The organism is Sporosarcina sp. SAFN-010, from assembly GCF_059415065.1.
In genome coordinates this window covers 165,042-178,482 of record NZ_JBPFDS010000001.1, presented here as the reverse complement: position 1 = coordinate 178,482, position 13,441 = coordinate 165,042, and the positions used below count along the sequence as shown (strand labels likewise).

Here is a 13,441-nt window from a genome sequence, read left to right as displayed (position 1 = left end):
GTTGAGGAGGAACACAATATGACACAAGTACTTTCTACAATGACAGGAACAGTATTCACAATTGAGGTTGAAGTAGGGCAAGAAGTGAAAAAAGGGGATGTCGTTGTAATCCTCGAATCGATGAAGATGGAAATTCCAGTAGAGGCTGAAATGGATGGGAAAGTAGCATCGATAGCTGTAAAAGAAGAGGATTTTGTTGACGAAGGAGACCTAATTCTGACGTTTGAAGGATAAGCGAATTAGTTAAGGGGGAGTTCACATGACAAACCACACAGAAGAACAAAAGGGGTATAATCATAAGCTTGAACAACAACTCGAGAAAATCTTTGCTGGCGGACAACCTAAATATCATGAAAAATCTGCACAACAAGGAAAGTTATTTGTACGCAAGCGTCTTGAGTTACTGTTTGACGATGGTGAGTATACAGAAGATGGACGTTTCGCGAATTGTGAAGCTGGAGACTTGCCAGCGGATGGTGTCGTCACCGCTATGGGGAAAGTCGGTGGCCAAACAGTTTGTGTCATGGCAAACGATTCAACGATTAAAGCTGGCTCATGGGGTTCTCGTACAGTAGAGAAGATTATTAGAATCCAAGAAACGGCTGAAATGCATCGTGTACCAATGCTGTATTTAGTCGATTCTGCAGGCGCTCGTATTACGGATCAGCTGGATATGTTTCCGAATCGGAGAGGCGCAGGTCGAATTTTCCATAACCAAGTGAGACTGTCAGGGTTTATCCCGCAAATTTGCGTTCTGTTCGGACCGTCAGCTGCTGGAGGTGCGTACATACCAGCTTTTTGCGATCTTGTCATCATGGTCAAGGGGAATGCATCGATGTATTTAGGTTCTCCGAGAATGGCAGAAAAGGTCATTGGTCAGAAAGTGTCATTAGAAGAAATGGGCGGTGCGGAAATGCATTGTTCAGTCAGTGGATGTGGAGATGTACTGGCGGAAGACGAAGAGGAAGCGATTGCTGAAGCAAAACGGTATCTTGCGTTCTTCCCTGCGAACTTTACGGAGTCTGCACCTGTAGCGGACGCGGTGGCAGCGAAAGTTGGCCGAACATTGGAAGAAATCATTCCTGAAAACCAGAACGCACCGTTCGATATGTATGAAGCGTTGGATGTGTTAATTGACGAGGGTAGTTTCTTTGAAGTGAAAAAGAAGTTTGCGGCTGAATTGATTACAGGACTCGCGCGTATTAACGGCAAGTCTGTAGGGATTATCGCAAACCAACCAAAGGCAAAGGGTGGCGTGTTGTTCGTGGACTCTGCGGACAAAGGTGCGAAATTCATCAACTTATGTGATGCCTTTTCAATTCCTCTGCTATTTCTAGCAGATGTCCCGGGGTTCATGATCGGGACAAAAGTGGAGAAAGAGGGGATCATACGTCATGGAGCCAAACTAATAATGGCGATGAGTTCTGCAACTGTACCGAAAATTTCAGTTGTTGTTCGAAAAGCATACGGCGCTGGACTTTACGCGATGGCGGGTCCTGCGTTTGAACCGGATGTATGTATCGCATTACCAACTGCACAAATCGCGGTGATGGGACCAGAAGCGGCCGTGAATGCTGTCTATTCGAACAAAATTGAAGCAATTGAAGATCCGAAAGAGCGCCGCGCGTATGTACAGGAAAAACAGCAGGAATACAAAGAAGAGATTGATATTTATCGATTAGCTTCTGAAATGATTATCGATGAAATCGTGAAACCTTCTGATTTGCGATCAGTCCTTACTGCACGTTTTGAGCTGTATAGTACGAAGAGTATTCCGCAGCCTCCACGGAAGCACCCGGTTTATCCAGTTTAATTGATAAGAGTTTCTGTCCGCCTAAAGGGCGGACTTTTCTTGTGAAAGGGGGGATAGAATGGAAGTTGTCATTGCAGGAGCAGGAGCGATGGGGCTCTTAATTGGTTCTTACTTGGCTGAAGCGGGGATGTCGGTGTCGTTTTTAACTAGACGTGAAGACCAAGCTATTGAACTTCGCGAATATGGTGTGACAAGAATACAAAATGACCGAGAAAGAACTTTTCAAGTTGCTGCATTTTCGGATTTGACACGTGCCCCTCGTAAAGCCATGTGGATTCTTGCTTTGAAGTCGATTGATCTTCATAATGTAGTGGAAAAGCTGGAGAACAATGTACATCCTGAACATCTAATGTTCATCCAAAACGGACTTCGTCATTATGAACTTGGACTCTCAACATCCATTCCATCTGTATCAGCTGCATCGTTGACACATGGCGCAGGGAAAAGGGATGACAGAACTGTGATCCATAACGGTGTCGGAGTAATGAGTATAGCTCCTATTAAAGGCGGTCAGAAATTATCTTTTCCGCTATTTGAAGCAGATTCACCTTCATTTCCTATTCTGCACGAAGAGGATGCATATCAGATGTTGCTACGAAAGGTGTTAGTGAATTGCTGCATTAACCCGTTGACGGCTATTTTAGAGTTGAAAAATGGTGAATTACTTACTAATAATTCCGCTCATCATCTTATGCAAGTAATCTATGGAGAACTTGCAGCTGAATATCCAGAGATAGCAAAGAAACTGTCTTTTTCAGATGTAGAAGAAGTGTGCAGAAGTACTGCAGATAACCGCTCTTCTATGTTTGTTGATAAAAGAAATAAGGTACCAATGGAAATCGACACGATTATTAGTGCAGTTCTCGAAGGACACGAAGAAAAAATGCCAACGCTTAAATTGTTTGAAACATTGCTGAAAGCAATTGATGAAAGGAAAGAAGACACATGAAAGAGATGTTACAGTTTTTGTTGTCACTCATCATCATTGTGCCATATTTTTTGACAATGGTATTGTTTGTAATTGTAAAAGTGAGTGGTTATTCTTCCGTAAGGTCATTTCGAATTGCGGCAGATGTAACAGTACCTTTTTTGTTCCTATCTGTGAGCGTGTTACTTAGAATGATCACAGGGATACAAGCCGGTGTCTTGCTAATTGTAGGGGTGCTTATCGTAGGGATTGGTTTTGCGATTGCAGAGAGAATTCGTAGTAAAGAGTTCCGAATGAAGTATATGTTCCGCAATCTTTGGAGAATGCTGTTTCTTATACTGTCATTGCTCTACATCGTCTTGTTGTTGTTAGGTGTCGTACAAACGGTTGCTGAATTTATAAGGGGTTAGCTGATCAGCAAGCGTATGTTTTTTAACAATGACAGTGGAGTGATATACTCAATCCATAAATAGATGGTGAAAAAAGGGGCTTGAACGATGGAAATTGCATCACAAAACGTACATAAAAGCGCCGTTATGGAGGCGTATGGACAAGACGCGCAGTTCAACAAAACATTCTATGATTATCCACTTAGCGATGAAAGTTACCCACAGCGACTAGCTGAATTGAACAGTCGCCTGTTTCAACGACAGGAGCTTGCGAGTACAATCCGCTCCTATATGGAGCCTTTCGGAATTTCGGATGCCGCTTCTGCGCATTTAAAAGAACTCTCAAATAATGGAGTTGTTATCGTTGGGGGACAGCAAGCTGGACTCTTGACGGGACCTCTCTATTCCATCCATAAAGCGATTACTGTTATTTTACTTGCGGCACAACAACGGAAAGAGTTGGATGTTCCCGTCATACCTGTATTTTGGGTAGCCGGAGAGGACCATGATTTAGAAGAGATCAATCATGTCTTTTCAGAACAAGATGGCAGACCGTTGAAACAGCAATATCCGGAAAGATTTGTCTTAAAGACAATGGCATCAGATACTGAGTATGATGCTGTACAAATGACTAGCTACATACGTCAAGTTTTCCGGGATTTCGAAGAAACCGCATATACTAAGGAATTATTGGAAGAAGTGCTTCAATCAGCAGAACAAGAACATACATTTACCGGTTTCTTTGTTCGATTGATGAATGGCCTATTCCAAAAACACGGACTGTTGTTCATAGACTCAGCAGAAAAGTCGTTGCGTAAGCTCGAATCCGACTATTTCAAAAAACTCATTAAAGAGTCTGAAACAATTGCTGAAATGATTGCAGGTAAGGAGCGACTGTTTGAAGAACAAGGCTTTGGAACACCTATTCAATCATCAAAAGATGCGGCTCATTTGTTTTTTATTCACGAAACAGGCAGAGTCTTATTGAGTAGAAATGGTGATTTGTTTATCAATGAATCAGCAGGTATTCAGTTTACAACTGCAGAAATGCTTGAAATCGCTGAACAAACTCCATGGCTACTAAGCAATAACGTTGCGACGAGACCTTTAATGCAAGATATGGTATTCCCTGTTCTTGCATTTGTCGGAGGACCTGGTGAAATTGCTTATTGGTCGCTGTTGAAAGATGCTTTTAATCATTTAGACATGAAGATGCCTATACTCGTACCTAGAATATCCATGACGTTAGTTACTCAACAAACCTTGCACGCATTGGAAAAGTCAAAACTGACAGTTGCTGAAGTGATGGCTGGAGCAGTCATTAGCAGAAGAGCAGATTTTCTAGACGAGCAACGAGACGTTGAACTCGAACGGTTACTACAAGAAACTGGGGACGTCATTCAGGAACAATACAACAAAATGGAGCAGCACATCTCTGATAAGGACTTGGCGAATCTTGCTGAAAAAAATCTTGCTTATCATTTACGTCAGCTTAACTATCTTCAAGATAAAGCGGAAGATGCCTTGCTTAGGAAATACGCGGCGGCAATCCGGAACTACAGTCTGATAGAAGGGGACTTGTATCCCGAAAGAAATCTTCAGGAACGTACGTATACTCCATACCCATATTTAAATGTGTATGGACCTAAGTTAATCGACGATTTACTGAATGCCTCGTTACCGATTAATGGTCAACATGTTGTTATCTACTTATAATTGATTTGTTAGAGCATCTCTTATGCAGAGCAACTGTGCATATAGGGGTGCTTTTCTTTGTAATAAATGTAACAAACTCAATAAATGAAGTACTATTGATACATTTTCATTGCAATATGGGAAATTGGTGGAGGAAAGTGGGGGGATGTGGTACATTAAATTTATATAGTGGGGTGAAGGGTATGTTCATGGGCGAATATCAGCATACTATCGATACAAAAGGCCGTTTGATAATCCCTTCAAAATTCAGGGAAGATCTTGCGGATGGATTTGTGTTGACTCGTGGCCTGGACAATTGCCTCTTTGGTTATCCAATGCATGAATGGAAAAAGCTCGAAGAGAAATTGAAAGCGCTGCCCGTGACCAAGAAAGACGCCCGAGCATTCACGCGATTTTTCTTTTCTGGTGCAACTGAAGTTGAACTGGACAAGCAAGGACGTGTAAATATTCCATCTTCACTACTTGGCTATGCCAAAATCTCTAAAGATTGCATGGTTATTGGTGTTTCCGGAAGATTTGAAATATGGTCTGAAGAAAATTGGCAGACTTATTACGAGGAGTCCGAGGAATCCTTTAACGATATCGCAGAGAATATTATGGACTTTGACTTTTGATGAGTTAGTTTGAATTTTGACGTTAATTTTAGAAAGCAGGCGGTACCAGTGTTCGATCATACAACTGTTTTACTTCACGAAGCTGTAGAAGGCCTTTCCATACAACCTGAAGGAATCTATGTGGACTGCACACTTGGCGGTGCGGGACATAGTACGGAGATTGCAAAGCGTTTATCAGGTAAAGGAAGACTTATTTGTTTTGACCAAGATATGACTGCTATCGAAGCGGCGAAAGATACGTTATCCGAGTATTTGGATAGAGTGACGTTCATTCACGCTAATTTCAGTCAGCTAAAAGAGGAACTCCAAAGAATTGATATAGAATCTGTTGATGGAATTTTGTATGATCTTGGTGTTTCTTCACCGCAATTGGATACACCTGAACGAGGATTTAGTTACAATCATGATGCACCATTGGACATGAGGATGGATACCACAGCTGCTTTGACTGCTTTTGAAGTAGTGAATGAATGGAGTTATCAAGACTTACTTCGTATTTTCTTCCGCTACGGAGAAGAGAAATTCTCGAAAAGTATTGCCCGTAAAATCGAGGAAGCACGAGCTGAAAAGCCGATTCAAACGACTGCGGAACTTGCAGAGCTTATTAAAACTGGAATTCCTGCAGCTGCAAGAAGAACAGGTGGCCACCCTGCAAAACGAGTGTTTCAAGCTATTCGAATTGCAGTCAATGATGAATTAGGTGCGGCAGAAACATCGCTGACAGATGCTATTGAACTCCTCAACCCTAAAGGGCGCATCAGTGTCATCACGTTTCACTCGTTGGAAGATCGATTGTGCAAGACGATTTTCAAAGAAGCTTCCTCTCTACCGGAACTTCCACCCAACTTGCCTGTGATACCAGAAGGTCTTGACGTTAAATTGAAGCTGATTACCCGTAAACCTATTTTGCCAAGTGAAGAGGAAATAGAAGCGAACAAACGAGCAAGATCTGCAAAGCTTAGAATAGCTGAAAGAAAATGAAAAGGGGATGAGGATGAATGGCTCTAGAGCAACGTAAAATCCAACCGAACTACATACCGGAACAGGAAACTCAAGCGAGTCCTGCATCGATACCTGCTCCGAAAACCCGGAAGTTTTTATCGCCGGGTGAAAAATTTCTAGCTGTTGTGTTCATTGCGGCTGTTGTGATGTTTTCAACGATGGTGCTTCATACACAGGCGCAAATCAATGATACAAATAAAGATATGCACTACCTTTCAAATGAAATTGAGGAAACATCAAAACAGAATATTGAATTGTCCAATCAAGTAAGCGAGAAATCGACGTACGAACGTATTTGGGAGAAAGCAAAAGAACTTGGCTTGAATCTGAATGAAAGTAACGTAAAGGTCGTGCCTGGACGATGAATAAAAAGAAATTTCGATTTCAAGGTGGAGCCTTTCTAATGCTGTTGTTATTTGGAGGGCTCTTTTTCCTTTTGTTCGGAAGAATGCTTGTAATCCAAATTACCGGACAAATCGATGGGCGTCCCCTTGCGGCAATGGCAGATCAGAAATACTTAAAAGAAAGTGTGTTAAAAGCAAACCGAGGACAGATTGTTGACCGAGCGGGGGAAGTTATAGCGACGGATACGCTGAGTTATCGGTTGGTTGCCGTTCTTAGTAAGGATGCAAGTAAAGGTTCTAAAAAACCGCAACATGTAACTGATTTTGAACATACTGCAGAAGTGCTAAGTAAGTATATTGATATGGACAAGGATGCTATCCTGAAACGATTTGAAGATGCTCCAGAAAAAGCATATCAAGTGGAATTCGGCAAGGCTGGCCGCTCCATATCAAATGAGGCTGCTAATGCTATCAAAAAAGAGAATTTACCAGGTATCCGTTTCTTCGAGGACAAAAAACGACTTTATCCGAATGGCAATTTTGCTTCTTATTTGGTAGGCTTTGCGATGCCAGAAGAAACGGAAGACAAAACTGTCGAAACTATTGGGAAGATGGGACTCGAAAAAACATACAACAAACAACTGACCGGAATTGACGGAAAAGCGGACTTCAAAACAGATCGCTGGGGAATTCAGTTGCGAGATACGAAAAAAAATATTGAAGCCCCACAAGATGGCCAGACTATACAGCTCACACTAGACAAAACGATCGAGAATTTCACAGAAGATGCGCTCAATCGGGCTGAGGAGAAATACCATCCTGAAAAAATGCTTGCTGTCGTTGTGAATCCGAAAACCGGCGAAATTCTATCAATGAGTCAACGTCCATCTTTCCATCCCGGAACACGCGAAGGATTGACCGAGAATTGGCTTAATGAAGCTGTTGAGGAAACATTTGAACCAGGATCGACGATGAAAATGTTTACACTTGCAGCAGCCATCGAAGAAAACAAATGGGATCCCAATGCTTACTATAAATCAGGACAATATGAAATTTATGATAAAACCATTCGCGATGTAAATAAAGTCGGGTGGGGGATGATTACATTTCTTGAAGGATTCCAACGTTCGTCCAACGTATCGATGGCATACTTGCTTGAGAAATTGGGAGATCAGACACTTATTGAATACTTTGAGGAATTCGGATTTGGGAAGAAAGTCGGAATCGATTTGCCGAATGAGGCACCTGGTATTCTGTTAGCTAACTATCCAAGTGAGAGACTCACAACTTCATACGGACAAGGTTCAACTGTTACTCCGATTCAGATGGTACAGGCAGCAACAGCCATCGCGAATAATGGAAAGATGATGACCCCTTATGTGATTGACCAAATTATTGATCCCAATACAGACAAGGTCGTCGAGAAACATGAACCTACGGAGAAAAAGAGCCCAATTAGTGAACAAACCGCTAAACAAGTGCGTGAAATTCTAGCTTCTGTTATTACTTCTGAACATGGAACTGGTAAAAAGTTCGCTTTAGAGGGATATGATGCAGGTGGGAAAACAGGTACTGCACAAATTCCAAAATCATCAGGTGGAGGATATATTGCAGGGGATGGTAATTACCTGTATTCATTCCTTGGAATGGCTCCAGTAGATGATCCACAGTTATTAACGTATGTACTCGTTCAAAAGCCTAAATTGAAAGCGGGTCAATATGGATCAGACCCGACTTCAGAAATTTTCACATCTATCATGGAAAGTAGCTTGAAGTATTTAAATATTGCTCCTGATGCTGAACAACCTGATAAGTCGTTGGAACTGAAAGATTATACAGGTAAATCATCAGAAGAAGTAACGGCGAGTTTGACAGAATTAGGATTAAAACCAGTCGTTGTCGGAAAACCAGGTAAAGTCGTTCAGCAGTCTCCTGCCGTCAACACTAAGTTAACTAAAGGCTCACTTGTGCTTCTCAAAACTTCTGGGGAAACTATGCTTCCTGACTTTACAGGATGGTCCAAGAAACAAGTATTAGTGTTCAAGAACTTCTCGGGTCTAGATATACGCTTTAATGGGGAAGGATTCGTTGTGAAACAAAGCCTATCGAAAGGTGCATCCGTGTCCGGAGATGACCCAATCGTAATTACACTAGAAGAACCCGAAGAACTTAACCAATCGAAGCCCGAATCAGAAGAAGAACCTGAAATTATTGGTGGTTGATGAATAGCTGAGCATACACTCTCATAAATTAGCAATAAAACGAGAGGTGTGAAGCTCTTTGAAAGAAATAATCGGAATGCGGTCTAAAAAGAGACTGCGAGCCGTGTTTGTTATTTTTTTACTCCTACTGGGAGCAACTGTCGGGAAATTATTTCATGCACAAATCATTAAACATGAATGGCTAAAAGAGCGCGCGCAAGCAAACTGGGATCGAGAAATTCCTTTTGGCGGGGTGAGAGGAGAGATTGTGGATCGAAATGGCAAATTGATTGTCGGGAACCAACTTGCCCCTACGCTTTACTTCATGCCTGCTCAAAACCCCGATCCTGAAGATGCGGCAGCGAAACTTGCTCCCATCCTCCAAGTCGATCAGGCGAAGTTAGCCGAGAAAATGAGTAAAAAAGATTATATGGTTAAATTGGCACCAGAAGGAAAAAACATTGCGAAAGCTCAAGCTGATGAGATTTCTGCGTTGAAAATCCCTGGTCTCTACACTGGTGTAGATTTCATGCGCAGCTATCCAAATGGCGAACTACTTTCACGTCTTCTAGGATTTACAGGTTATGATGGTCAAGGTCTTGCTGGTATTGAATATGCATACAACGAATTTCTGAACGGAACAGGGGACAGAATTCGAATGTATACTGATGCAAGAGGAGTGCCACTCCCCCATGTAGATGATGACTTCAAGGACGGAAAAGAGGGCTCATCAGTAGTTTTGACAATTGATGCAGAGATACAAAAAATTGTTGAAAGAGAACTGTCACAGGCAATGGAAAAGTATGATGCCACTCAAGCACTTGCGATTGTGATGAATCCTAAAACAGGGGAGCTTCTGTCTTTAGCGTCTGCACCAACATTCGATCCAGCAAACTATCAGGAAGCTGATCCTAATATTTACAACCGAAACTTACCGGTTTGGATGACGTTTGAACCGGGTTCCACATTTAAGATTATGACATTAGCGGCAGGACTGGAAGAAAAAGTTATTGACTTAGACCATGAAACCTTCAATGATCCAGGGTATACTATGGTAGGTGGAGCTCGCTTGCGTTGCTGGAAGCGGGAAGGTCATGGCCATCAATCATTTCTGGAAGTCGTTGAAAACTCATGTAACCCGGGCTTCATTGAAATTGGACGACGTCTAGGAGAAGAGAAACTTTCTTCTTATATTCGTGATTTTGGATTTGGAGATTCGACAGAATCGGGTATTGCAGGTGAAGCAAAAGGAATTTTATTTGCTAAAGATGCGTTTGGACCTGTTGAGCAAGCAACCACTTCTTTTGGTCAAGGTATAGCGGTAACTCCAATTCAACAAGTGCAGGCTGTAGCAGCAGCGGTTAACGGTGGATTGCTGTACAAACCATATATCGTCAAGGAAATTATTGGGCCTGATGGAAAAGCATCTCAATCGTACGTACCTGAAATGAAGCGCCGTGTTATTAGTGAAGAGACTTCTGCTGAAGTTAGAAGAGCATTGGAATCTGTTGTTGCCAATGGTTCAGGACGTAATGCGTTTGTCGATGAAATTAGAGTCGGTGGGAAAACGGGGACTGCGCAAAAAGTTCAAGATGGAAAGTATAAAGAAGGAGACTACATTGTCTCATTCATTGGGGTTGCACCTTCAAATGATCCTGAATTAGTCGTCTATGTAGCAATTGATAATCCTAAAAACTCAGTTCAGTTCGGAGGAGTCATTGCAGCTCCGATTGTCGGAAGAATCATTGAAGAAATTGCGCCGTTGGCAGGTGTCAAACCACAAAAAGATCAGTTGGAAAAAGAATATCGTTGGGGCGATCCCATTACGCAGCAAATTCCAGATCTTCGAGGATTGACTAAAGACGAAGTTGCAAAACAGCAATATACGCTTAAAATTGAATGGCATGGAAATGGTAAGAAAGTTAATAAGCAGTTACCTGTACCAGGAACAGAAGTGAATGAAGGAGATGTAATTCACGTTTATACAGAGTAATTGTGCAAACATGACTGAACCAACAACTTGTTTGGGAACACAGAAGGAGAACTAGACATGACGCTCGTCACAACAATCACGGCTATTGCCGTAACATTTGGGCTTACAGCTCTACTGGGTTATGCGATCATTCCACTGCTAAGACGGATGAAATTCGGTCAAAGCATTCGTGAAGAAGGTCCTCAAGCCCATTTGAAAAAAGCAGGGACACCTACAATGGGCGGTCTGATTTTTCTTGTCGCGATTCTTATCGCAACGCCTATTTTGTCTTACATAAATGGCGTACTCACTACGCAGACAATTGTTCTATTGCTTGTATTGGTAGGATTTGGAGTCATCGGGTTTATAGATGACTTCATCATCGTGGTAATGAAACGAAATCTTGGTCTGACATCACTACAAAAACTGATTGGTCAAATCATTATTGCGATATTTGCATTTTTCCTATTGAAATTAGGACCTTTTGATACAGTGATCTCGATTCCCTTTACAGGATTTGAAATCGATATGGGAATCTTTTATGTCGTATTCTTGATTTTCTGGCTCGTTGGATTTTCAAATGCTGTGAATCTTACAGATGGATTGGATGGCCTTGTTTCAGGTACGTCATCGATTGCATTTTCTGCTTTCGGAATTCTAGCAGTTTCCTATAATCAGCAAGATATCGCAATGTTTTCATTTGTCGTATCTGGAGCCATGCTTGGTTTCCTATTGTTTAACATGAAACCAGCGCGAGTGTTTATGGGAGATACGGGCTCACTAGCACTTGGTGGAGCACTGGCAATGATTTCAATGCTCATTAAGCAAGAGTTCTTGTTGCTCATTATCGGGATTGTATATGTAATTGAAACATTATCCGTGATTATTCAAGTGATTAGTTTTAAAACGACAGGCAAACGGGTATTCAAGATGAGTCCGATTCATCATCATTTTGAACTTTCTGGATGGTCTGAATGGAAAGTGGTTCTTGTCTTTTGGGGAATTGCATTTCTTGCTGCAATCGTACCTGTACTTATGGAGGTGATGTAAATGCACAACGCAGCACAGTTTTTAGGGAAAAAAGCACTCGTGCTAGGATTGGCAAAAAGTGGTCATGCAGCTGCCTCGTTGCTTGCAACTTGCGGGGCATCTGTTACGTTAAATGACTCGGCACCGGATAATGGAAACCCACTTGCTGAAGAGTTACGGGTGCAAGGAGTCCATGTGATTTGTGGTGGACATCCAGAAGATATCTTAGATGCTGGATTTGACTTCATCGTTAAAAATCCTGGTATTCCTTATACCAATCCTGTTATTTTACAGGCTGAGCAACTCGGAATTCCGATTTGGACAGAGATTGAACTTGCTTATCTAATTAGCGAAGCACCGTTTATTGGAATTACAGGTTCAAACGGAAAAACTACGACGACGACACTGCTTTATCACATGTTGAATATCGGGGATAGACACCCTCTAATAGCAGGTAATATTGGAACGGTAGCCAGCACAGTTGCTTCAACAGCAACTGCCGATGAAGTCATTGTTTTAGAAGCATCTTCGTTCCAATTGATGGGCGTTGATGAGTTCCGTCCGCATATCGCAATTTGGACAAATTTGTACGAGGCGCATTTGGACTATCACGGTAGTGCAACAGCGTATGCTGAAGCGAAAGCTCAAATCACAAAAAACCAAACAGCAACTGATTTCCTAATATATAACGCAGACCAACCAGTAATTAAGCGATTCATAGAAAACTCAAAAGCCACTCTGGTTCCTTTTACAACAAGAGGAAGATGCTCTGAAGGAATTTCAGCAGACGGTGAGTCGATATACTGGCTCGGTGAACCGATTATCTCAAGGAAAAAAATTACGTTACCTGGAGCGCACAACTTAGAAAATATTTTGTCTGCTACTGCTGCCGCGTTGTTGTATGGCTGTGAACGAAGTGCGATAGAAAGTGTACTCAGTTCGTTTACAGGTGTTAGGCACCGCATGCAATTTGTAACGGAATATGATGGACGGAAATTTTATAATGATTCAAAGGCGACAAATACGCTGGCAACCAAAAGTGCGTTATCTTCATTTGAAACACCGACAATTCTAATAGCTGGCGGTTTGGATCGAGGACATTCGTTTGAGGAATTACGCCCTCATATGACCAATGTCAAAGCGCTTATTGGAATTGGTGAAACGGGTGATCGACTCTTACAGTTCGCTGAGTCATGCGGCGTAGGAATTGTTCATGAGTCAGGAACTCTTCGTGAAGCGATACTGGTAGCCTACGCCGCTTCTGATATAGGAGACACAGTTCTACTATCACCAGCTTGTGCGAGCTGGGATCAGTATCCTAACTTTGAAGCAAGAGGCGATGAATTTATCGAAGCTGTTCAAAAACTAAAAGCATGAACTATCAGTATTCGTTAATTCTTTAAATCTAACAGCGAAAGGATGCATCCACTGCT

12 protein-coding genes are annotated in these 13,441 nt (G+C 42.0%); all 12 read left to right on the top strand.

What is annotated here, in order from left to right; genetic code table 11:
- Positions 1 to 18: 18 nt before the first annotated feature.
- The 12 genes from ACR65F_RS00885 (at position 19) to murD (ending at position 13,385) form a co-directional block, all read left to right on the top strand.
- On the top strand, positions 19 to 234 hold the full coding sequence (locus tag ACR65F_RS00885; protein ID WP_039041847.1) for a biotin/lipoyl-binding carrier protein: 216 nt from the start codon (positions 19 to 21) through the stop codon (positions 232 to 234).
- Positions 235 to 259: 25 nt separating this feature from the next.
- The gene (locus ACR65F_RS00880) at positions 260 to 1,813 is read left to right on the top strand and encodes an acyl-CoA carboxylase subunit beta (RefSeq protein ID WP_039041848.1); all 1,554 of its coding nucleotides are present in this window, start codon (positions 260 to 262) and stop codon (positions 1,811 to 1,813) included.
- A 58-nt stretch (positions 1,814 to 1,871) separates the two neighbouring features.
- Positions 1,872 to 2,762 carry a 2-dehydropantoate 2-reductase gene (locus ACR65F_RS00875; protein WP_440502811.1) on the top strand — a complete coding sequence of 297 codons (891 nt, stop codon included), beginning with the start codon at positions 1,872 to 1,874 and terminating at the stop codon, positions 2,760 to 2,762.
- Entirely contained in the window at positions 2,759 to 3,151 is a 393-nt protein-coding gene (locus ACR65F_RS00870) for a DUF3397 family protein (RefSeq protein ID WP_440502810.1), read from the top strand. Before ACR65F_RS00875 ends, ACR65F_RS00870 begins: the two co-directional genes overlap by 4 nt.
- Positions 3,152 to 3,238: 87 nt before the next feature.
- The gene (bshC, locus tag ACR65F_RS00865; protein WP_440502809.1) at positions 3,239 to 4,846 is read left to right on the top strand and encodes a bacillithiol biosynthesis cysteine-adding enzyme BshC; all 1,608 of its coding nucleotides are present in this window, start codon (positions 3,239 to 3,241) and stop codon (positions 4,844 to 4,846) included.
- A 182-nt stretch (positions 4,847 to 5,028) separates the two neighbouring features.
- On the top strand, positions 5,029 to 5,460 hold the full coding sequence (gene mraZ / locus ACR65F_RS00860; RefSeq protein WP_125102006.1) for a division/cell wall cluster transcriptional repressor MraZ: 432 nt from the start codon (positions 5,029 to 5,031) through the stop codon (positions 5,458 to 5,460).
- A 48-nt stretch (positions 5,461 to 5,508) separates the two neighbouring features.
- Complete coding sequence (gene rsmH, locus ACR65F_RS00855) at positions 5,509 to 6,441, top strand: 16S rRNA (cytosine(1402)-N(4))-methyltransferase RsmH (RefSeq protein WP_039041853.1); 933 nt, start codon at positions 5,509 to 5,511, stop codon at positions 6,439 to 6,441.
- A 17-nt stretch (positions 6,442 to 6,458) separates the two neighbouring features.
- Positions 6,459 to 6,827: a cell division protein FtsL gene (gene ftsL / locus ACR65F_RS00850; RefSeq protein WP_039041854.1), complete on the top strand. Its 369-nt coding sequence runs from the start codon at positions 6,459 to 6,461 to the stop codon at positions 6,825 to 6,827.
- A 38-nt stretch (positions 6,828 to 6,865) separates the two neighbouring features.
- Positions 6,866 to 9,028 carry a penicillin-binding protein gene (locus tag ACR65F_RS00845; protein WP_440502808.1) on the top strand — a complete coding sequence of 721 codons (2,163 nt, stop codon included), beginning with the start codon at positions 6,866 to 6,868 and terminating at the stop codon, positions 9,026 to 9,028.
- A 76-nt stretch (positions 9,029 to 9,104) separates the two neighbouring features.
- A complete protein-coding gene (locus ACR65F_RS00840) occupies positions 9,105 to 11,000 on the top strand; it encodes a stage V sporulation protein D (RefSeq protein ID WP_440503202.1) in 1,896 nt (631 codons plus the stop codon).
- A 57-nt stretch (positions 11,001 to 11,057) separates the two neighbouring features.
- Positions 11,058 to 12,029 carry a phospho-N-acetylmuramoyl-pentapeptide-transferase gene (gene mraY, locus ACR65F_RS00835; protein ID WP_025785145.1) on the top strand — a complete coding sequence of 324 codons (972 nt, stop codon included), beginning with the start codon at positions 11,058 to 11,060 and terminating at the stop codon, positions 12,027 to 12,029.
- Complete coding sequence (gene murD, locus ACR65F_RS00830; RefSeq protein WP_125102010.1) at positions 12,030 to 13,385, top strand: UDP-N-acetylmuramoyl-L-alanine--D-glutamate ligase; 1,356 nt, start codon at positions 12,030 to 12,032, stop codon at positions 13,383 to 13,385. It abuts the gene before it with no gap.
- Positions 13,386 to 13,441 lie beyond the last annotated feature (56 nt).